Below are 20277 nucleotides of genomic sequence, written 5' to 3' on the forward strand. Positions count from 1 at the left end.
GCCGCCGCCTATTGCGCCGCGATGTTCTGCGCCTTGATGATCCGGGCCCATTCCGCGGACTCGCCCGCGAGCGCCGTGGCGAGCGCCGCCTGCGGCATGTAGGCCGGCACGGCGCCCTGTTGCGCGGCCGTTTGCCGCAGGTCGCTGCTTTCCAGCACGCCGCGCACCGCTTCATCGAGCTTGTCGACCACCGCTTGCGGCGTGCCGGCGGGCGCGAGCAGCATCACGCGCGGCGCGACGTTGAAACCGGGCAGCGCGTCGGCCATCGCATGCACGTTCTCGGCTCCCGCCAGCTTGCCGGTGTTCATCAACGCGATCGCGCGCACGCGGCCCGAACGTGCCTGCGCCAGTCCCGCGGCGGCGCTCACCACGCCGATCGGCACCTGGCCGCTGATCACGTCCGGGAGGATCTGCGCCGCGCCGCGATAGGGGATGTGCACGATGAAGGCGCCGGTGCGTGCCTTCATCAGCTCGAAGCCCAGGTGGTGCACCGTGCCGACGCCCGAGGTCGCATAGGAATACCTGCCGGGATTCTTCTTCAGGAGCGCGATCAGCTCCTGCGGCGTCGCCGCCGGCAGTTCGTTGTTCACCACCACCATCAGCGGCGCGACGAAAGCGCCGGCCACGGGCGTGAAGGACTTGATCGGATCGAGGTTCGCGCGCGGCTGCAGGTGCGAGGTGATCAGCATGCCGGTCTCGCCCATCAACAGGGTGTAGCCATCCGGCGCGGAGCGGGCCACCGCTTCGGCGGCGATCATGCCCGAGGCCCCCGCGCGGTTCTCCACCACCACCTGCTGCCCCAGCGCCGCGGGCAGGCGTTGCGCGAGCATGCGCGCCATCGCGTCGACACCGCCGCCCGCTGCGTAGCCGACCAGGATGCGCAAGGGCCGGTTGGGAAAGGCCTGCGCACCCGCGAAGGGCGCGGCCAGCGCGAGCGTGGCACCCACCATGGTGCGCCGCGTCCATGTCATCGGCTGATTCACGGGCTGGTCTCCTACGGCAACGGTTGCGTGCGGTGCTTGATGATGCCCGAGGAATGCGGGACGAAGCAAAGGCCATGCAAAGCACGACGAGGCGCCTTCCGGCCGGCGCCGAATTCCGGCCCGGGCAGGGAACGCATTTCCGCGTGTGGGCCCCGGCGGCGCGCGAAGTGGACGTGGCGTTCGAAGGCCCCGATGCTGCGCGCGCGCTGCGCCTGGATGCCGAAACCGGCGGCTACTTCTCCGGCTGGGGTGCGCAGGCGCGGCCCGGCACGCGCTACCGCTTCCGGCTGGATCGCAAGGAGGCCTTCGCCGATCCGGCCTCGCGCTGGCAGCCCGAAGGGCCGCACGGTCCTTCCGAAGTGGTCGATCCCGCCGCGTTCGAGTGGAGCGATGGCCGCTGGCCGGGGATCACGGCGCGCGGCCAGGTGCTGTACGAACTGCACGTCGGCACCTTCACGCCGGAGGGCACCTATGCCGCGGCGGAACGACATCTCGAGTACCTGAGGGACGTCGGGATCACCGTGCTCGAACTGATGCCGGTGAACGAGTTCAACGGCCCCTTCGGCTGGGGCTACGACGGCGTCCACCTGTATGCGCCGACGCGCCTGTACGGCACGCCGGACGAACTGCGGCACTTCATCGACCGCGCGCATGCCGTGGGGCTCGGGGTGATCCACGACGTCGTCTACAACCACTTCGGGCCGAGCGGCAACTACCTGCCGCGCTTTTCGCCGCACTACCTGACCGGCCGCTACGAGAACGAGTGGGGCGATGCGATCGACTTCGACGGCGAGCACAGCGCCCCGGTGCGCGAATTCTTCGCCGGCAACGCGGCGTACTGGATCTCGGAGTTCCATTTCGACGGCCTGCGCCTCGATGCGACGCAGTGCCTGTTCGATGCGAGCGGCAAGCACATCGTGGCGGAGATCGCGGAGCGCGCGCGGGCCGCAGCGGCGCATCGCAGCATCTACCTCGTGGCGGAGAACGAACCGCAGCACGCCGAACTCGCCCGGCCGGTGGACCGCGGCGGCATGGGGCTCGATGCACTGTGGAACGACGACTTCCACCACAGTGCGACGGTCGCCGCGATCGGCGCCGGCGAGGCCTACTACTCGGAGACGCGCGGCACGCCGCAGGAATTGATCTCCTCGCTGAAGTGGGGCTTCCTGTACCAGGGCCAGTACTACGGCTGGCAGAAGAAGCGGCGCGGCCATCCGGCGCTGGACCTGCCGGCGCAAGCCTTCGTGCAGTTCCTGCAGAACCACGACCAGGTCGCCAACAGCGCGCGCGGCCAGCGCCTGCACCAGCTCACCTCGCCGGGCCGCCATCGCGCGCTCACGGCGCTGCTGTTGCTGACGCCCGCCACGCCGCTGCTGTTCCAGGGCCAGGAGTTCGCGGCGAGCGCGCCCTTCCTCTACTTCGCGCGCCACGAGGACGAGCTCGACGTGCTGGTTCGCAAGGGGCGGCACGACTTCATGACCCAGTTTCCCAACATCGCGAGCGAAGACGGTGGCAAGCTGCTCGCCATCCCCGCGGATGAAGGGACCTTCCGGCGATGCAAGCTGGACCACTCGGAACGGCAAAGCAATGCGCACGTGCTGGCGATGCACAAGGAGCTGCTGCGCCTGCGCCGCGAGGACCCGGTGTTCGCGCTGCAGGACAGCGCGCGCATGCACGGCGCGGTGCTGGGCCCCGAGGCCTTCCTGCTGCGCTTCCTGGGCGATGCGGGCGACACGCGCCTGGTCGTCGTGAACCTCGGTGCGACGCTGCCGCTGCAGCCCATGCCCGAGCCGCTGCTGGCGCCGCCGCAGGGCTGCCGCTGGAAGCTGCTGTGGCACAGCGAGGAGCCGCGCTGGGGCGGCAACGGAATGATCGAACCCGATGGCGAGCACGGCTGGCGATTGCCGGCACACGCGCTCGCCGTGCTCTTTCCCGAACCTCTGGAGGAGGAAGACGTTGGCCGAAGCCATCCTGAACAAGGTGCCCTGGACGGGCAGGAATGAAAGCCCCGAACAGCTGCTCACGCGCGAGTGGCTCGTCACGAACGGCCTCGGCGGCTATGCCTCCGGTTCCGTTGCCGGCGTGGCCACGCGGCGTTACCACGGCCTGTTGATCGCGGCGCTGCCGACGCCGATCGGCCGCACCGTGATGCTCAGCCACCTCGGCGAGTGGGTGCGCCTGCCCGATCGCCGCACCATCCGCCTGGCCGGCGAGGAACGCCCCGAGCAGTCGTTCGAAATGCCGGACGTGCTCACCGAGTTCCGCCTCGAGATGGGCCTGCCCGTGTGGACCTACCGCGTGGGCGAGGTCGTGATCGAGAAGCGCATCCTGCTGCCCTACGGCCAGAACACCGTGCACGTGAACTACCGCATGACCGCGGGCAGCCACGGCGCGCGCCTGATCCTGCGGCCGCGCCTGCACTTCCGCGGCCACGAACTGCCGGTGGAAGAGGGCTACGACGAGCCCTGCCGCCTGCACGTGATGAACCAGCGCTTCGAGGTGCACTCCGAACAGAATCCGCACCTGCCGCCGCTGCGCATGACCATGCTCGGACGCGATCCGCAGCTGGTGCTGGAAGGCGGCAACTTCGAGGAGTTCTTCTATCGCATCGAGGCGGCGCGCGGCTACGCGGCGCGCGGCCGCGTGTGGACGCCCGGCCGCTTCCGCGCGGAGCTGGGACCGGGCGAGGAATGCACGCTGATCGCGTCCACCGAGAGCTGGGACACGATCCACGCCATGACGCCGCAGCAGGCGCTGGGCGCCGAACACGCGCGCCGCGAGCGGCTGCTCGAACAGGCCGACCCGGCCGCGCGCAACGGCCGCGCCGCCGAACTGGTGCTGGCCGCCGACCAGTTCATCATCGCGCCCTTCAGCCGCCAGGCCGATGCGGCCCGCGCGCTCGCCGAAGGCGACCAGGCGCGCACGGTGATCGCCGGCTACCACTGGTTCACCGACTGGGGCCGCGACACGATGATCAGCCTGGAAGGCCTGACGCTCACCACCGGCCGCCATGCGGAAGCGGGCTACATCCTGCGCACCTTCCTGCACTACGTGAAGGACGGCCTGATCCCCAACATGTTCCCCGAGGGCCAGAACGAAGGCCTGTACCACACGGCCGACGCCACGCTGTGGTTCTTCCACGCGATGGACCGCTACGTGCAGGCCACGGGCGACCGGCTCACGCTGCGGCATGCGATCCCGACCTTCCTGTCGATCGTCGAACACCACCTGCGCGGCACGCGCTTCAACATCGGCGTCGACCATCGCGACGGCCTGCTGAAGCAGGGCGCCGAGGGCTACCAGCTCACCTGGATGGACGCCAAGGTGGATGGCTGGGTGGTGACGCCGCGGCGCGGCAAGACCGTGGAACTGAACGCGCTGTTCTACAACGCGCTGCGGCTGATGGAGCGCTGGCTGCGCGAGGAGGGCGAGGAACAGCGCGCGCACGAGATGGCGCAGCACGCGCAGCGCGTCTACGAGAACTTCAACCGGCGCTTCTGGAATCCGCAGACCGGGTGCCTGTACGACCTGGTCGACGGCGAGGGCGGCGACGATCCCGCGATCCGCCCCAACCAGGTGTTCTCCATCGCGCTGCCGAACCCGGTGCTGGACCCCGAGCGTTGGCGCAGCGTGCTGGACGTCGCGCAGCGCCTGCTGGTCACGCCGGTGGGCTTGCGCTCGCTCGCGCCCGGCCATCCCGACTACAAGCCGACCTACGACGGCGACTTGCGCGCGCGGGACGCCGCGTACCACCAGGGCACGGTGTGGGGCTGGCTGGCCGGTCCCTTCGCCGACGCCTGGCTGAAGGTGCACCCGGAAGACGGCCACGGCATCGAGCAGCTGATCGACGGCTTCGCCGCGCACCTGGGCGAGGCGTGCATCGGATCGATCAGCGAGATCTTCGACGCCGAGCCGCCGTTCACCCCGCGCGGGTGCGTCGCGCAGGCGTGGAGCGTCGCCGAGGTGCTGCGGATCCTGGTGAAGTGCCGGCACCTGATTCGGCAGCAGCCTGCCGCAGGCACTCCATCAGCTGCGACGTCGTGGTCGTCAGCGGCCGTCCACGCATAGTGATCAGGCCGATCGAGGGCAGCTCCACCGGCACCGCGAGCTTGAGCACGCGCACGCTGCCGGTGGACTCGAAGTAGCGCGCCACGGACTGCGCCATGAAGCCCGCCGCGCCGCGCCGCTGCACGAAGGCGAGCTGCGCGAGGAAGGAGGCGGTCTCCACCAGGTCGGTGGGCGGCGCCAGGCCGTGCCTGTGGAACTGCTGCTCCAGCTTCACGCGCAGCGATGCCCAGGGCGGCGGCAGCACGCAGGGCAGCTGCGCGAGGTCCTGCCAGCCGACCCTGGCCCTGGCCGCGAGCGGATGACCGGGCGCGACCACCGCCATCATCGGCTCGTTGTACAGCGCTTCGGTGTCCAGGTCGGGCGCGGCGTAGCCCGGTTCGAGGCGGCCCACGAAGAGGTCGAGTTCGCCGAGGCGCAGCCGCGGCAGCAGTCGCGTGAGGTCGCCTTCCTCCACCAGCACGGTGGCCTGCGCCGAGCGCTGCTTCAGCAATTCGACGGCGCGTCCCAGCAGGGTGGGTAGCGCCACCACCATCGAGCCGACGCGCGTGCGCCCGGCGGCGCCGCTTTCCTCCGCGGCGATCTCGTCGCGGGTGCGCTCGTATTCGGCCAGCACCGAGCGGGCGAAGCGCACGATGGAGCGGCCGCTCGCAGTGGGTTCGCTGCCGCGGGTGGAGCGCTCGAAGAGCGTGAGGCCCAGCATGTTCTCGACTTCGCTGAGCATCTTGGACACGGCCGGTTGCGTCACCGAGAGGAATTCGGCGGTGCGGCCAAGGTGCCGGAACTCGTCGAGAGCCACCACCAGTTGCAGGTGTCGCAGCTTGATGTTGGAACGCAGGACGCGGTCGATCTGGGCCATCCCGCGATGGTACATAACCAGCAGCTCATGAAGCGATTCCGGAAATCGATTGGATCGTTATGTCCGGACGGGGAACAATCGCGGCGCGAGGCGCCCCAGGGAGGGCGCCCGTGCTTTTCCATCCAACCATTCCCGCGAGGAAGACAATGACCCAAGAGATCCTGGTGCCGCGCCGCAGCCTGCTGCTGGGCACTGCCGCCGGCGCCGCCGGCCTGCTGCTGCCCGGCTTCGCCAGCGCGCAGGAATTCCCGTCGCGTCCGATCCAGTTCATCTGCCCCTGGCCGGCGGGCGGCACCGCCGACGCCTCGATGCGCGCCATCTGCCAGGTCGCCTCGCGCGTGCTGAAGCAGCCCATCGCCGTCGACAACCGCGCCGGCGCCGCCGGCATGATCGGCGCCAAGGCGATCGCCGCGGCCAGGCCGGACGGCTACACCATCGGCCAGATCCCGATCTCCGTCACCCGCTTCTCGCAGCTCGGCAGCCTGCAGGCCGATCCGCGCAAGGACTTCACCTTCCTGGCCCGCACCTCCGGCCAGACCTTCGGCATCGCGGTGCTGCCCGAGTCGAAGTTCAAGAGCCTGAAGGAGATGGTCGCCTACGCCAAGGCCAACCCCGGCAAGGTGACCTACGCGCACGCCGGCGTCGGCGGCGCCACGCACGTGGGCATGGAGGAATTCGCCATGGCCGCCGGCATCCAGCTGAACGCCATCGCCTACAAGGGCGGCTCCGCGGCGCTGAACGACACCCTGGGCGGCCAGGTCGACATGCTGGCGGACTCCAGCTCCTGGGCCCCGCACGTCGAAGCCGGCAAGCTGCGCCTGCTGGCCACCTGGGGCGAGCAGCGCACGCCGCGCTTCAAGGACACGCCGACGCTCAAGGAGCTGGGCTACAAGGTCGTGGTCGACGCCCCCAACGGCATCGGCGCGCCCGCCGGCCTGCCGGCCGACGTGGAGAAGAAGCTGCGCGAGGCCTTCCGCTTCGCCGTCAACAGCGACGAGTTCAAGGCGGTGGCCGCCAGGATCGACGCGCCCGTGATGTACCTCGACGGCCCCGACTACAAGAAGTACGTCGGCCAGGTGTACGAGCGTGAGACGCAGCTGATCCAGCGCCTGAAGCTCAAGGAACTGCTGGAAAAGGGTTGACCGTGCCGCACGGCCGCCCGAAGGCGCGGGCCCTCTCCGCTTGCGGAGAGGGGAGGCGCCGGCCGCATCGCGGACAAGCCTGGGAGAGGATATTTATTTCATGAACGGAAGTCCCCTGATCCGCCTGCACCCGGACGACAACGTCCTGGTGGCCAAGGCGCCGCTGGCCCTGGGCCAGGCGCTGCCCGAGTTCGACGTGAAGGTGCGCGCGCAGGTTCCCGCGGGCCACAAGATCGCGGCGCGCCGCATCGCCGAGGGCGAGCCGGTGCGCAAGTACAACGCCGTGATCGGCGTGGCGGCGCGCGACATCGAGCCGGGGGACTACGTGCACTCGCACAACCTCAAGCTGGTCGATTTCGACCGCGATCCCGGCTTCGGCCTGGACGTGAAGCCGGTGCAGTACCTGCCGGAAGCCGAGCGCGCGACCTTCATGGGTTACGTGCGCGAGGACGGCCGCGTGGGCACGCGCAACTTCATCGGCATCCTGTCGTCGGTGAACTGCTCGGCGACGGTGATCAGCCGCATCGCCGCGCACTTCACGCCGGAGCGGCTGAAGGACTATCCCAACGTCGACGGCGTCGCGGCCTTCCCGCAGACCACCGGCTGCGGCATGTCCTCGCCGAGCCCGCACTTCGACCTGCTGCGCCGCACGCTGGCGGGTTATGCGCGCCATCCCAACCTGGCGGGCGTGCTGATCGTCGGCCTCGGTTGCGAACGCAACCAGGTCGCCGACCTGGTCGACTCGCAGGGCCTGGAGAAGGGCCGCCTGCTGCGCACGATGGTGATGCAGGAAGTGGGCGGCACGCAGGAAACGATCGATGCCGGCATCGAGGCGATCGAGGCGATGCTGCCGCTGGCCAATGCGTACCAGCGGCAGCCGGTGAGCGCGAGCCACATCAAGATCGGCCTGGAGTGCGGCGGTTCCGACGGCTTCTCCGGCATCACGGCCAATCCCGCGCTGGGCGCGGCGATGGACATCCTGGTGCGCCATGGCGGCACCGCGATCCTGTCGGAGACGCCGGAGATCCACGGCGTCGAATACATGCTGACGCGCCGCGCGGTCACGCCGGAAGTCGGCCAGAAGCTGCTCGATCGCCTGGCCTGGTGGGAGGAATACACCCGCGGGCACAACGGCCAGTTCAACGGCGTCGTCGGCCCGGGCAACCAGGCGGGCGGCCTGGCGAACATCTTCGAGAAGTCGCTGGGTTCCGCCATGAAGGGCGGCACCACGCCCCTGCAGGGCGTGTACGAGTACGCCGAGCCGATCGACACCAACGGCTTCGTCTTCATGGATTCGCCGGGCTACGACCCGGTGGCGGCGACCGGCCAGATCGCCAGCGGCGCCAACCTGATCTGCTTCACCACCGGCCGCGGCTCGATGTTCGGCTCCAAGCCGGCGCCGACGATCAAGCTGGCGACGAACACGCCGATGTTCACGAAGCTGAAGAACGACATGGACATCAACTGCGGCGCCATCCTCGACGGCGAGGTGGACGTGGAGCAGATGGGCCAGCGCATCTTCGACGCGATCCTGAAGCATGCTTCGGGGGATAAGACGAAGTCGGAGTTGCTGAACCTCGGCGACAACGAGTTCGTGCCCTGGCATCTGGGCATCGTCAGTTAATTTCTCCGTCATCCCCGCCATCCCCGTCATCCCCGCGAAGGCGGGGAACCAGGGCTTCCTGGACGCCCTGGATTCCCGCCTCCGCGGGAATGACGAAACTTCTGGAGTCCTCCATGCTGGGCACACTGAAGCGCGGCGAACTGCTGCGTACCAAGAACTTCATCAACGGTGAATGGCTCGCCGCCCGCGATGGCCGCGAGCTCGCGGTCACCGATCCCGCCACGCTGCAGGCGATCGCGCAGGTCGCCGACAGCAATGCCGCCGACGCACAGGCGGCGCTCGACGCGGCGCAGGCCGCCTTTCCCGCCTGGCGCGAGCGCACCGGGCGCGAACGCGCGCAGCTGCTGAAGAAGTGGAACGACCTGATCGTCGCGCACCAGGAAGACCTGGCGAAGATCATCTCCAGCGAGCAGGGCAAGCCGCTGGCCGAGGCGCGCGGCGAAGTGCTCTATGGCGCTTCCTACGTCGAGTGGTTCGCCGAGGAGGCGACGCGCACGCACGGCGACGTGATCCCCGAGCCGGTGCGCGGCAAGAAGCTGATGGCCGTGAAGGAGCCGGTCGGCGTGGTCGCGGCGATCACGCCCTGGAACTTTCCGCTGGCGATGATCGCGCGCAAGCTGGCGCCCGCGCTGGCCGCCGGCTGCACGGTGGTCGCCAAGCCCGCCGAAGACACGCCGCTCACGGCCGCCGCCCTGGTGCAACTGGCGCACGAAGCCGGCTTCCCGCCCGGCACGATCAACCTGGTGCTGGCTTCGCGCGAGCGCACGCCGGAAGTGGTCGACGTGTGGCTGAAGGATTCCCGCGTGCGCAAGATCACCTTCACCGGCTCCACGCCGGTGGGCAAGCACCTCGCGCGCGCTTCCGCCGACACGCTGAAGAAGCTGTCGCTGGAGCTGGGCGGCAATGCGCCCTTCATCGTGTTCGAGGACGCCGACCTCGACGCCGCGGTCGAAGGCCTGATGGTCTCCAAGTTCCGCAACGGCGGCCAGACCTGTGTCTGCCCCAACCGCGTGTACGTGCACGAGGCCGTGCATGCGCGCTTCGTCGACAAGCTGGCGGCGCGCGTGTCGGCGCTGAAGGTCGGGCCGGCGACGGATGCCGGATCGCAGATCGGCCCCATGATCAACGCCCGCGCGGTCGACAAGATCGATCGCCACGTGCGCGATGCGGTCGCCAAGGGCGCCAGGGCCGTGGCCGGCGGCCAGCGCCTGCAAGGCGTCGGTGCGGGGCACTACTACGCGCCCACGGTGCTGGTCGACGCGACCCCCGCGATGGAGCTCTCCTGCGAGGAGACCTTCGGCCCCGTGGTGCCGGTGTTCACCTTCCGTGACGAAGACGAGGCCGTGCGCCTCGCCAACGACACGCCTTTCGGACTGGCTTCGTACTTCTACTCGCAGGATCCGGCGCGGATCTGGCGCGTTGCCGAGCGCCTCGAAACGGGTATCGTCGGCATCAACGAAGGCGCGCTGGCCGCGGAAGCCGCGCCCTTCGGCGGCGTCAAGGAGTCCGGCTATGGCCGCGAGGGTTCGCGCCACGGGCTCGACGACTACCTGCATGTGAAGTACCTGTGCCAAGGAGGCCTGCGTTGAATCCCGGTAATCCCTTCAAGAAGGCCCTGGCGGCCAAGCAGCCGCAGGTCGGCCTGTGGCTGTCGATGGCCGACCCCTACCTGGCGGAGGTGAGCGCCACCGCCGGCTTCGACTGGCTTCTGATCGACGGCGAGCACGCGCCCAACGACCTGCGCAGCACGCTGGCCGCGCTGCAGGCGGTCGCGCCCTATCGCTCGCAGCCGGTCGTGCGTGCGGTGGCCGGTGAAGTGGCGCTGGTGAAGCAGCTGCTGGACATCGGCGCGCAGAACCTGCTGATCCCGATGGTGGACACGGCGGAGCAGGCGCAGCAGCTGGTGCGCGCCACCCGCTATCCGCCCGGCGGCATCCGCGGCGTCGGCAGCGCGGTGGGCCGTGTTTCGCGCTGGAGCCAGCGCAGCGAGTATCTCGACGTGGCCGACGACGAGGTCTGCCTGTTGGCGCAGGCCGAGACCGTGACGGCGCTGAAGAACCTGGACGCGATCTGCGCGGTGGAGGGCATCGACGGCGTGTTCATCGGCCCGGCCGACCTGTCGGCTTCGCTGGGCCATCGCGGCAAGCCGGGGTATCCGGAAGTGCAGGCAGCGATCGAGGATGCGATCCGCCGCATCGTCAAGAGCGGCAAGGCCGCCGGCATCCTGACCAGCGACAACCAGCTCGCGCGTCGCTACCTGGAACTGGGTGCGACGTTCGTGGCGACGGGGGTCGACGTGCTGATGTATGCGAATGCGGCGCGCAAGCTGGCGGCGGAGTTCGGACGCGGGCCGCAGGTGGCGGTAAAGGCGGGCGCAGCCTACTGAACCCCGTCATTCCCGCGCAGGCGGGAACCCAGGGCTTTCGGAAAAAAGCGGCCGTTGGCCGCTTTCTGCTTTTCAACGCCCTGGATCCCCGCCTCCGCGGGGATGACGATTCATCGTTTCCTGCGCTTCTTCACCATCGTCAAACTCTCCTGCAGCGCTCCCTCCAGCGTGCGCTGCAGCCTCTTCTCCAGCATCGCCAGAACCGCCGCCTCCTCCGGCTTGAGGCGCGCGAGGTCTTCCTTCGGTTCCCTCTCCGCCTCACGCTTCACCTCCAGCAGCAGCTTGCCTTCGACGTAGGCGTTGAGCACCTCCGGGTGGATGTAGCACTTGCGGCAGATCGTCGGCGTGTTGCCCAGGCGCGAGGCCACGCGCTCGATCGCGGCCTTCAGGTTCTTCTTCTGCACGGCCTGGGTGTCGAAGGCCTCGAACTCCTGCAGCGCCATGGCCGCCATCACCGTGCCCGCCCAGGTGCGGAAGTCCTTGGCCGTGATGTCGCTGCCGGTGATCTCCCTGAGGTAGGCGTTGACGTCGGCGGAGGTCACCTCGCGCAGTTGGTCGCCGTCCTGGTATTGGAAGAGCCGCTGCCCCGGCAACTCCTGGCAGGCGCGCACGATCTTCGCGATGCGGCGGTCCTTCACCTGCAGGCGCCAGATCTTGCCGCTCTTGCCCTTGAACTGGAAGCGCAGCTCCGAGCCGTCGACCTTCACGTGCGGGTTGCGCAGCGTGGTGAGGCCGTAGCTCTTGTTCTCTTTCGCGTAGTCGTCGTTGCCCACGCGGATCAGCGTGGTTTCCAGCAGGTGCACGACGGTGGCCAGCACCTTCTCGCGCGGCAACCCGCGCAAGGCCATATGCTCGGCGAGCTTCGCGCGGACCGCGGGCAGGGCGCGCGCGAACTCGAGCATGTGTTCGTACTTGGTGCTCTCGCGCACCTCGCGGAACTGCGGGTGGTAGCGGTACTGCTTGCGGCCGCGCGCGTCGCGGCCGGTGGCCTGCAGGTGCCCGTTGGCCCGGGTGCAGATCCACACCTCGGTGTAGGCCGGCGGCACCGCGAGCTTGCGGATGCGCTCCAGCCCCGCTTCGTCCGTGAGGCGGTCGCCATTCGGCTTGAAGTAGACGAAGCCCTCGCCATTGCGCTCGCGCCGGATGCCGCGGTCCTCGTCGCTCACGTAGACGAGCCCGGCCGACTCCGCGGCTTCGCGCGGGTCCGCGGGTGTGGCGGCGAGGACCGGGCTGCAGTGCATGTGCGGCCCAGTATCGATGGGGCCCCGCCACGGCTGACGTAGGACGCGGGCTAGGCTTCCCCGAAGACGGCCGCCGCCGGCGACCGGCGATCGGTGGGCTCAGGAACGCAGGAGGGCGAGTTGCACGCGTTCGGGCGGCGTGGCGAACACGGGGTCGCAGCAGGTGCAGCCACGTGCGTGCGCATAACGCAGGCGCGCCACGGTCACCGCCTGCGTCGTCTCGCGGAACTCACCGAGGTACTCGGTGGCCGCCGTGAAGCACTCCGGCGGACAGCGGCTGCGGTCATGCACTGCATGGATGCCGTCGGGCTGGGCGCGACGTGCGACGAAGTAACTGGACATGTCGTTGTTGCCTCTCTGGACGGCCATGCTAGGCAGTGGGAGAGGCGGCAACATCCCCCGAACGGCGGAACGGTCCTCAGCGCGCGGGATGTTCCACGAGCAGGCGCCGCAGCGAGGCGACGAGGTCGTTCATCGTCTCGTCGCGGGGGGCGAGCAGCGCGCGCGCGTCTTCCCGATAGAAGTGGGCCCAGTGGATGTGCCAGTCGCGCGTGTCCGTCACTTCCACGTACAGCGAAGGCGCGGCGATGCTGCCGTGGCACTTGCCGGAGATCAGGTGGCCCACGCGCAGTTCGCGGCAGATCAGTTCCACCGCATGCGGCGGCGCCTTGGCGAGGAAGTCCGAGCTGATCAGGATCGCCTGCAGCGCGGGATCGCGTTCGAGCCGGTCGCGCAGCAGGTCCGCGATTTCGCCTCCGAGCAGGCGCAGCGCGGGGTCGTCCCTGGCGGCCTGGAACGGCAGCACCGCGACCAGCGGCCGGCGCACGGCGGCGACGGTGTCCAGCGCAGGCAGGTCCAGCAGCGGCTCTTGGATGAACTTCACGTGTGGTGCGGGCGGCGCCCGATGGGTGATGCGGCGGATTCTAGGGAGGGGACCCCAAGCGGCTCTCCTCCGATTGCAGGGGAAAACCCGCCCGCCGGGCCGGAATCGCCAATTCCGCACAACCCGGAGGTGCCGGTTGACCGCCGGCAGCCCGGCTTCCTTGTAGGACGCCGGCCCTGTCACGCGGCGACCGGCGTGGGTATCCTTCGCGCATGAGCAAGGCGTTCACGCGCGAGACCGATTCCGAGGACGACGAGGAAGGCGGCGGCCTGCCGCCCCTGCCGGCCGGCGGCAAGAACTACATGACCCCGCAAGGCTACGCGCGCCTGCGGGCCGAACTGCTGCAGCTGATCGACGACGAGCGGCCCAAGGTGGTGGAAGTGGTGCACTGGGCCGCCAGCAACGGCGACCGTTCCGAGAACGGCGACTACCTCTATGGCAAGAAGCGGCTGCGCGAGATCGATCGCCGCATCCGCTTCCTCACCAAGCGCCTGGAAGTGGCCGAGGTCACCGATCCTTCGGTGCACCACGGCGCGGACCAGGTGTTCTTCGGCGCGACGGTCACGTATGCGGAAGAGGACACCGGCACCGAGCGCACCGTGACCATCCTCGGCATCGACGAGGCGGACAGCGCGCAGGGGCAGGTGAGCTGGATCTCGCCGATCGCGCGGGCCTTGCTCAAGGCGCGCGAGGGAGACGTGGTGAGGCTGGTGACGCCGGGCGGGGCGAAGGAAGTGGAGATCCTGAAGGTGGAGTATCCGGCGTCCGCGACGACGCATTGAACAACCGTCATTCCCGCGAAGGCGGGAACCCAGGGCATGGAAACGCGGGGGGCGGATGCTCTGGATCCCCGCCTGCGCGGGGATGACGGCTATTGCCCCGGCCGGATCCGCACCGCGTTCATCACGCTGGTCGTCCGCTTCAGGTTGCGCAGCACCGCTTCCAGGTGCGGGCGATCCCGCACCGAGACGACGAATCGCAGGTCCGTGGCGTCCTGCTTGGCCTCGTCGTCCATGTCGACGTGCGTGATGTCGGCCTCCGCGTGCGCCAGCGCCGCGGCCACGCGGGCCAGCGCGCCCTTGCCGTTGGCCACCGTCACCAGCACGCCGGTCTCGAAGGGCCGCACCGGCTCGTCCGACCATTCGACGCCGATGAAGCGCTCGGCGTCCTTGTGCTGCAGGCGCTTGGCGACGCTGCATTCGGCGGTGTGCACGACGAGGCCTTCGCCGCGACCGAGGTAGCCGAGGATCGGGTCGCCGGGCACCGGCCGGCAGCAGCTCGCGAACTGCACCGAGGCGTTCTCGCTGCCGTCGAGCGTCAGGCCGCCCTGCGACAAGTTCTCGTGCGCGGTGAAGCGCTCGCGGCTGATCAGCAGCGCGTCCGGCTTTTCGCCCATCTCGGCCAGCAGCACCATCAGCCGCTTGGCCACGATGCCGGCGATGCGCTTGCCCAGCCCCAGGTCGGTGAGCAGCTCGGCGCGGCTGCGGTTGCCGGTGAAGCGCAGCAGCTTGTCCCACAGCGCGTGGTAGGCGTCCGTGTCCGCCGGCAGCTTGTCCATGCCCTCGGCGCGCAGCGCCTGCGCGAGGAGCTTCTCGCCGAGCTGTTGCGACTCGGCCTGCGCCAGGGTCTTCAGGTGGTGGCGGATCTTGGAGCGCGCGCGGCCGGTGCGCACGAAACCGAGCCACGCCGGATTCGGCGTCGACACCGGCGCCGTCACCACTTCCACCACGTCGCCGTTCTTCAGCTCGGTGCGCAGCGGCACCTGCGCGGCGTTGATGCGCGCGGCCACCGTGTGGTCGCCGACGTCGGAGTGGATCGCGTAGGCGAAGTCCACCACCGTCGCGCCGCGCGGCAGCGCCAGGATCTGGCTCTTGGGCGTGAACACGTAGACGGCGTCGGGGAACAGGTCGATCTTGACGTGGTCCCAGAACTCCGCCGCGTCGCGCGTCTCGTTCTGGATGTCCAGCAGCGACTGCAGCCACTTGGTGCCCAGGCGCTCGGTGCCTTCGTCCTGCGGCACGCTGGCCTTGTAGAGCCAGTGCGCGGCCACGCCGGACTCCGCCACCAGGTGCATCGCCTCGGTGCGCAGCTGGAATTCCACGTTCACGCCGGACGGCCCCACGAGCGTGGTGTGCAGCGACTGGTAGCCGTTGATCTTGGGGATGGCGATGTGGTCCTTGAAGCGGCCCGGCACCGGCTTGTACAGCTGGTGCAGCAGGCCCATCGCCGTGTAGCTGTCGGTGACCGTCGGCACGATCACGCGGAAGCCGTAGATGTCGGTCACCTGCGCGAAGGACAGGTGCTTCTCGTCCATCTTCTTGTAGATGGAAAAGAGCGTCTTCTCGCGCCCGGCGATCCGCACCTTCATGCCCGCCGATTCGAAGGCGTTCTCGACGTCGCGGTGCACCTTCTGGATCAGGTCGCGGCGGCGGCTGCGCGCCTTGGACACCGCCTTGGACAGCACCGCGTAGCGCCAGGGCTTCAGGTACTTGAACGACAGCTCCTGCAGCTCGCGGTAGGTGGTGTTCAGGCCCAGCCGGTGCGCGATCGGCGCGTAGATGTCGAGCGTCTCGCTGGCGATGCGGTGCCACTTCTCGCGCGGCACGTCCTGCAGCGTGCGCATGTTGTGCGTGCGGTCCGCGAGCTTGACCAGGATCACGCGCACGTCGCGCGCCATCGCCAGCAGCATCTTGCGGAAGCTCTCGGCCTGGTTCTCCTCGCGGGTGTTGAACTGCAGCTTGTCCAGCTTGGTGAGGCCGTCGACGAGGTCCGCCACCGCGACGCCGAAGCGCTCGATCAGCTCGGACTTGTTGACGCCGCAGTCCTCGATCGCGTCGTGCAGCAGGGCAGCCATCAGCGCCTGGGCGTCGAGTTTCCACTCGGCGCACTGCGCCGCGACCGCGATCGGGTGGGTGATGTAGGGCTCGCCGCTGGCCCGCATCTGCCCCAGGTGGGCCTCGTCGGCGAAGCGGTAGGCCTTGCGGACCAGGTCGACTTCGGCCGGGTCCAGGTAGTCCAGCCGGGCCGTCAGCGCAGCAAAGCTGGCCGCTGCGGCGTTGGCCGCGGCGGGTGAGGGGAGGAGGGGGCTGCTGGGCCGCTTGCCCGTGCCCGTGCTGGGGGGGAGCACCGCGCTCATGCCCCTAATGTAGCGCGGGGGCCACGCGTTCTGGCGGGGCCAAGGAAAAAGCACCGCGAGGCGGTGCTTTATTCGGGGCTGGATCCCGGCCTGCGCCGGGATGCCGGGTGACGCAGAGCTTTAACCCGGCACCTTCTTCAGCATTTCCAGGCCGATCTTGCCTTCGGCGATCTCGCGCAGGGCGGTCACGCCCGGCTTGTTCTTGCTCTCGATCTTGGGCGCGTGGCCCTGGCTCAGCATGCGGGCGCGGTAGGTCGCGGCCAGCACCAGCTGGAAGCGGTTGGGGATCTTCGCGAGGCAGTCTTCGACGGTGATACGGGCCATGAAATCTCTCCGGGGCAGGAATGGGGCTTAGATGCCGAGGGCCTGGAAGGTCTCAGCGCGGGCACGGCGCTGGGCAAGGTACTTCAGGCGCTGGGAATGCACGATCGCTTTGAGGTCGAAAAGCGCGCGCTCAAATAACTCGTTGATTATAACGAAATCGAATTCTTTCGCCTGCGCCAGTTCGGCGGCCGCATTGGCCAGCCGGGTTTCGATCACCTCCGGCGCGTCCTCGCCGCGGCGCTCCAGCCGCGAGCGCAGTTCCTCCCAGCTCGGAGGCAGGATGAAGATCAGGACGGCGTTGGTGAAGATGCGCTTGATCTGCAGCGCGCCCTGCCAGTCGATCTCGAGGACGACGTCGGCGCCGTGGGCGATGCGGTCCTCGACGGCCTTCTTGGAGGTGCCGTAGCGGCGGCCGTGCACGTGGGCCCACTCGACGAAGCCGTCGGCCAGCACCATCTGGTCGAACTCCGCGTCCGAGACGAAGAAGTACTCGCGCCCGTGCTTTTCCTGGCCGCGCGGCGCCCGCGTGGTGTGCGACACGGAGGGCAGCACGTGCGAGTCGAGCTCGCGCAGGGCCTTGACCAGGCTGGACTTGCCCGCGCCGCTGGGAGCGGCGACGACGAAGAGGTTGCCGGGGTAGTCCATACGGGATTTTAGGCGGCCGCCGTCATTCAATGTTCTGGACCTGTTCGCGCATCTGTTCGATCAGGACCTTCATGTCGACCGAGATGCGCGTCAGTTCCAGCGCCGCCGACTTGGAGCCCAGCGTGTTGGCCTCGCGGTGCAGCTCCTGGATCAGGAAGTCCAGCCGCTTGCCGATCTCCCCGCCCTTCCTGATCAGCCGGGCGATCTCCTCGACGTGGGAGGTGAGGCGGGTCAGTTCCTCGGCGACGTCGATGCGGATCGCGAAAGCGGTGGCTTCGGTCAGCGCCCGGTCCTGCGCGGCCTCCGGCGTGGCCGCGCCTTCGGACAGCGCCATGGCCTCTTTCCAGCGCTCCAGGAATCTCTGCCGCTGCTGCTCCACCAGCTGCGGCACCAGCGGCCGCGCCTGGTCGGCCAGCCCGCGCAATTGTTCCAGGTGCCCCAGGAGCATCTTGGCCAGGCGCGCGCCTTCGCGTTCGCGCGCGGCCACCAGGTCCTCGAGCGCCTTGCCCGCGACCTGCTGCAGCGGCTCGGTCCAATCGACGTCGCCGGCGCTTTCGGCGGACGCCAGCCGCAGGATCTCGGCCACCGACAGGGCCGGGGCCGTGGGCATCCAGGTCTTGACCGTCTCCTGCAGTGCGCCGAGGCGCTGCAGCGTCGCCATGGTCGGTTCGCGCAGGCCTTCGGCCGCCGTGCCTTCCACGTTGGCCCGGACTTCGACCTTGCCCCGCTTGATGCGTGCGCCTATCAGCTCGCGCAAGGCGGGTTCGTGGGCCCGCAATTCCTCGCCCAGGCGGAAGGAGAGGTCCAGGAACCGGGAGTTGACGGACCGGATTTCGAGTCCGAGGCGAGCGGGTGTTGCAGTCTTGCCGCCATCGTGGCCGGCCGGTGCCGTACCCGGACTTTGTTGCGCCGAGGCGTAACCGGTCATGCTGTAAACTGGCATGCAGAGGGGTCAGTGAAGTTCGTTACGGGATTTCAGGCAAGCAGGGGCCGGCAACAGCACCCTGCCAACCATAAATTATGTCAAAGCTGAAACCGGCGCCCTTGCCGCCGGATACCGTGATCGGGGGATACCGGGTCGTGCGGAAACTCTCCGCCGGTGGCTTTGGCGTCGTTTACCTCGCCGTCGACAACGAAGGGCAGCAGGTCGCCATCAAGGAATACCTGCCTTCCTCGCTCGCCACGCGCCCGCCGGGCGAGCTGCTGCCGCAGGTGGCGCCCGAGAAACTGTCCCTCTACCGCCTCGGCCTCAAGAGCTTCTTCGAGGAAGGCCGCTCGCTCGCGCAGATCTCGCACTCCTCCGTGGTGAGCGTGCTGAACTTCTTCCGCGAGAACGAGACCGTCTACATGGTGATGAACTACCTGGAGGGCGCGACCCTGCAGGACTTCATCATCACCGCGCGCGAGCTGAAGAAGCAGAAGGTGTTCCGCGAGTCGACCATCCGGTCGCTGTTCGACGAGATCCTGCGCGGGCTGCGCATCGTGCACCAGCACAAGATGCTGCACCTGGACATCAAGCCGGCCAACATCTTCATCACCGACGACAACCGCGCCGTGATGATCGACTTCGGCGCGGCGCGCGAAGTGCTGTCCAAGGAAGGCAACTTCATCCGCCCGATGTACACGCCGGGCTTCGCCGCCCCCGAGATGTACCGCCGCGACTCGTCGATGGGCCCCTGGACGGACATCTACGCCATCGGCGCCTGCATCTACGCCTGCATGCAGGGTTACCCCCCGAACGATGCGCCCCAGCGACTGGAAAAGGACCGCCTGTCGCTCGCGCTCTCCCGCTTGCGGGGCGTTTACAGCGACAACCTGATCGAGGTGGTCGAATGGTGCATGTCCCTGGATCCGCTGTCCCGCCCGCAGTCGGTGTTCGCGCTGCAGAAGGAACTCAGTCGCGAAGGGGAGCGCCGTTACACCAAGCTCTCCGTGGGTGAGAAGATGCGTCTCCAGTTCGACAACATGGTGACCGACACCAAGAAGAGCATGAAGAAAACGGGCTTCGGCGGGGCAAAAGCGAAATGAAATTCTCGGTCTTCCAGGTGAGCCGCAAGGGCGGGCGCGAAAAGAACGAAGACCGCATGGGCTATTGCTACACGCGCGAGTCGGGCCTGTTCCTGCTCGCCGATGGCATGGGCGGCCACCCCGAAGGCGAAGTCGCGGCCCAGCTCGCGCTGCAGACCATCAGCGCGCTGTACCAGAAGGAAGCCCGTCCGATCGTGCGCGACGTGACCGAGTTCCTCTCGGTGGCCCTGATGGCCGCGCACCACCAGATCATCCGCTACGCCAGCGAGAAGGGCATGCTCGACACGCCCCGCACCACGCTGGTGGCGGCCATCGTCCAGGGTTCCTCGGCGACGTGGGTGCACTGCGGCGATTCGCGCCTGTACGTGGTGCGCGGGCCCGAGCTGCTGACGCGCACGCGCGACCACTCGTACATCGAGCAGCAGAACGCCGGCGTGATCCGCATGGACCGGATCAACCGCAACATCCTGTTCACCTGCCTCGGCTCGCCGACCAAGCCGGTGTTCGACGTGACCGGGCCGGTCCAGCTGCAGCAGGGCGACAAGATCCTGCTGTGCTCCGACGGGCTGTGGGGCAGCCTGGGCGACGACGACATCGTGCGCGAGCTGGCGATCAAGCCGGTCTCGGAAGCCGTGCCGGACCTCGTCGAGAGCGCGCTGCGCAACGGCGGCGAGGGCTCCGACAACGTCACCGTGATCGCCATGGAGTGGGAGACCCCGGACACCTTCGAGTCCACCCGCGGCATCTCCACCGACAGCATCTCCGACGGCGTGTTCGCCTCGACCATCCAGGCCGGCGTGCTCGACACGCTGGTGGACGACCTCGACGACGCCGCGATCGAGCGGTCCATCGCCGAGATCAACGAGGCGATCCGGCGCTCGGCGGCCAAGAAGGCCTAGTTCCTGTCGTCCCGGGCTCGACCCGGGACCCATGGATTGCGGGTCAGGCCCGCAATGACAAC

At 68.7% G+C, this 20277-nt stretch carries 17 protein-coding genes and 1 pseudogene; 9 read left to right on the plus strand and 9 right to left on the minus strand.

The genetic code is table 11. The features are described from left to right. Positions 1-8 precede the first annotated feature (8 nt). A complete protein-coding gene (locus VF522_RS19220; RefSeq protein ID WP_330909921.1) occupies positions 9-983 on the minus strand; it encodes a tripartite tricarboxylate transporter substrate binding protein in 975 nt (324 codons plus the stop codon). A 74-nt stretch (positions 984-1057) separates the two neighbouring features. Between VF522_RS19220 and treZ the strand changes: the two genes are divergently transcribed. Then, positions 1058-2986 carry a malto-oligosyltrehalose trehalohydrolase gene (treZ, locus tag VF522_RS19225; protein ID WP_330909922.1) on the plus strand — a complete coding sequence of 643 codons (1929 nt, stop codon included), beginning with the start codon at positions 1058-1060 and terminating at the stop codon, positions 2984-2986. Further along, positions 2964-4895 (plus strand): annotated as a pseudogene (locus VF522_RS19230) (amylo-alpha-1,6-glucosidase); the annotation flags it as partial. The gene treZ and the pseudogene VF522_RS19230, both read left to right, overlap by 23 nt. 7 nt (positions 4896-4902) lie before the next feature. Here VF522_RS19230 and VF522_RS19235 read toward each other — a convergent pair. Continuing rightward, complete coding sequence (locus VF522_RS19235; protein ID WP_330909923.1) at positions 4903-5907, minus strand: LysR substrate-binding domain-containing protein; 1005 nt, start codon at positions 5905-5907, stop codon at positions 4903-4905. 146 nt (positions 5908-6053) lie between these two features. Between VF522_RS19235 and VF522_RS19240 the strand changes: the two genes are divergently transcribed. The 4 genes from VF522_RS19240 to hpaI all read left to right on the plus strand — a co-directional run bounded on the left by VF522_RS19240 (position 6054) and on the right by hpaI (position 11059). Beyond that, positions 6054-7049: a tripartite tricarboxylate transporter substrate binding protein gene (locus tag VF522_RS19240; protein WP_330909924.1), complete on the plus strand. Its 996-nt coding sequence runs from the start codon at positions 6054-6056 to the stop codon at positions 7047-7049. Positions 7050-7149: 100 nt separating this feature from the next. Continuing rightward, positions 7150-8673 (plus strand): altronate dehydratase family protein, encoded by a 1524-nt coding sequence (locus VF522_RS19245; protein WP_330909925.1) that lies wholly within the window; start codon positions 7150-7152, stop codon positions 8671-8673. A 113-nt stretch (positions 8674-8786) separates the two neighbouring features. Further along, positions 8787-10262, plus strand: a complete 1476-nt coding sequence (locus VF522_RS19250; RefSeq protein WP_330909926.1) for an NAD-dependent succinate-semialdehyde dehydrogenase — start codon at positions 8787-8789, stop codon at positions 10260-10262. Continuing rightward, positions 10259-11059, plus strand: coding sequence for a 4-hydroxy-2-oxoheptanedioate aldolase (gene hpaI, locus VF522_RS19255; RefSeq protein ID WP_330909927.1), 801 nt, complete (start codon positions 10259-10261; stop codon positions 11057-11059). Before VF522_RS19250 ends, hpaI begins: the two co-directional genes overlap by 4 nt. Before the next feature lie 110 nt (positions 11060-11169). Here the strand turns inward: hpaI and VF522_RS19260 are convergent, their stop codons facing one another. The 3 genes from VF522_RS19260 to VF522_RS19270 form a co-directional block, all read right to left on the minus strand. Next, on the minus strand, positions 11170-12300 hold the full coding sequence (locus tag VF522_RS19260; protein ID WP_330909928.1) for a DNA topoisomerase IB: 1131 nt from the start codon (positions 12298-12300) through the stop codon (positions 11170-11172). Between the two features lie 99 nt (positions 12301-12399). After that, positions 12400-12669: a hypothetical protein gene (locus tag VF522_RS19265; protein WP_330909930.1), complete on the minus strand. Its 270-nt coding sequence runs from the start codon at positions 12667-12669 to the stop codon at positions 12400-12402. 49 nt (positions 12670-12718) lie between these two features. After that, entirely contained in the window at positions 12719-13183 is a 465-nt protein-coding gene (locus VF522_RS19270) for a hypothetical protein (protein WP_330909931.1), read from the minus strand. Positions 13184-13395: 212 nt separating this feature from the next. Between VF522_RS19270 and greB the strand changes: the two genes are divergently transcribed. Then, positions 13396-13965, plus strand: a complete 570-nt coding sequence (greB, locus tag VF522_RS19275; protein WP_330909932.1) for a transcription elongation factor GreB — start codon at positions 13396-13398, stop codon at positions 13963-13965. A gap of 89 nt (positions 13966-14054) precedes the next feature. On the opposite strand, the gene VF522_RS19280 is transcribed toward greB, so the two are convergent. From VF522_RS19280 to VF522_RS19295, 4 genes are all read right to left on the minus strand, one after another. Then, entirely contained in the window at positions 14055-16319 is a 2265-nt protein-coding gene (locus VF522_RS19280) for a bifunctional (p)ppGpp synthetase/guanosine-3',5'-bis(diphosphate) 3'-pyrophosphohydrolase (protein ID WP_330909933.1), read from the minus strand. Positions 16320-16439: 120 nt separating this feature from the next. Beyond that, complete coding sequence (gene rpoZ / locus VF522_RS19285; protein WP_193675122.1) at positions 16440-16643, minus strand: DNA-directed RNA polymerase subunit omega; 204 nt, start codon at positions 16641-16643, stop codon at positions 16440-16442. Positions 16644-16670: 27 nt separating this feature from the next. Beyond that, positions 16671-17288, minus strand: coding sequence for a guanylate kinase (gene gmk, locus VF522_RS19290; protein WP_330909934.1), 618 nt, complete (start codon positions 17286-17288; stop codon positions 16671-16673). Between the two features lie 22 nt (positions 17289-17310). Continuing rightward, a complete protein-coding gene (locus VF522_RS19295) occupies positions 17311-18231 on the minus strand; it encodes a YicC/YloC family endoribonuclease (protein ID WP_330909935.1) in 921 nt (306 codons plus the stop codon). A 77-nt stretch (positions 18232-18308) separates the two neighbouring features. Between VF522_RS19295 and VF522_RS19300 the strand changes: the two genes are divergently transcribed. Beyond that, complete coding sequence (locus VF522_RS19300) at positions 18309-19316, plus strand: serine/threonine-protein kinase (protein WP_330909936.1); 1008 nt, start codon at positions 18309-18311, stop codon at positions 19314-19316. After that, positions 19313-20215, plus strand: a complete 903-nt coding sequence (locus VF522_RS19305; protein WP_330909937.1) for a PP2C family protein-serine/threonine phosphatase — start codon at positions 19313-19315, stop codon at positions 20213-20215. Before VF522_RS19300 ends, VF522_RS19305 begins: the two co-directional genes overlap by 4 nt. Positions 20216-20277: the final 62 nt, after the last annotated feature.

Source organism: Ramlibacter sp., from assembly GCF_036383835.1.
In the GTDB taxonomy this organism is placed as follows: Bacteria; Pseudomonadota; Gammaproteobacteria; order Burkholderiales; family Burkholderiaceae_C; genus Ramlibacter.

What these genes read in the sequence shown, in the direction of transcription:
- gmk (WP_330909934.1), bottom strand. Translation starts at nt 17,288, where the DNA reads ATGGACTACCCCGGCAACCTCTTCGTCGTCGCCGCTCCCAGCGGCGCG.
- greB (WP_330909932.1), top strand. Translation starts at nt 13,396, where the DNA reads ATGAGCAAGGCGTTCACGCGCGAGACCGATTCCGAGGACGACGAGGAA.
- treZ (WP_330909922.1), top strand. Translation starts at nt 1,058, where the DNA reads ATGCAAAGCACGACGAGGCGCCTTCCGGCCGGCGCCGAATTCCGGCCC.
- VF522_RS19235 (WP_330909923.1), bottom strand. Translation starts at nt 5,907, where the DNA reads ATGGCCCAGATCGACCGCGTCCTGCGTTCCAACATCAAGCTGCGACAC.
- VF522_RS19300 (WP_330909936.1), top strand. Translation starts at nt 18,309, where the DNA reads ATGTCAAAGCTGAAACCGGCGCCCTTGCCGCCGGATACCGTGATCGGG.
- VF522_RS19250 (WP_330909926.1), top strand. Translation starts at nt 8,787, where the DNA reads ATGCTGGGCACACTGAAGCGCGGCGAACTGCTGCGTACCAAGAACTTC.
- VF522_RS19265 (WP_330909930.1), bottom strand. Translation starts at nt 12,669, where the DNA reads ATGGCCGTCCAGAGAGGCAACAACGACATGTCCAGTTACTTCGTCGCA.
- rpoZ (WP_193675122.1), bottom strand. Translation starts at nt 16,643, where the DNA reads ATGGCCCGTATCACCGTCGAAGACTGCCTCGCGAAGATCCCCAACCGC.
- VF522_RS19260 (WP_330909928.1), bottom strand. Translation starts at nt 12,300, where the DNA reads ATGCACTGCAGCCCGGTCCTCGCCGCCACACCCGCGGACCCGCGCGAA.
- VF522_RS19280 (WP_330909933.1), bottom strand. Translation starts at nt 16,319, where the DNA reads ATGAGCGCGGTGCTCCCCCCCAGCACGGGCACGGGCAAGCGGCCCAGC.
- VF522_RS19245 (WP_330909925.1), top strand. Translation starts at nt 7,150, where the DNA reads ATGAACGGAAGTCCCCTGATCCGCCTGCACCCGGACGACAACGTCCTG.
- VF522_RS19295 (WP_330909935.1), bottom strand. Translation starts at nt 18,231, where the DNA reads ATGCCAGTTTACAGCATGACCGGTTACGCCTCGGCGCAACAAAGTCCG.
- VF522_RS19240 (WP_330909924.1), top strand. Translation starts at nt 6,054, where the DNA reads ATGACCCAAGAGATCCTGGTGCCGCGCCGCAGCCTGCTGCTGGGCACT.
- VF522_RS19305 (WP_330909937.1), top strand. Translation starts at nt 19,313, where the DNA reads ATGAAATTCTCGGTCTTCCAGGTGAGCCGCAAGGGCGGGCGCGAAAAG.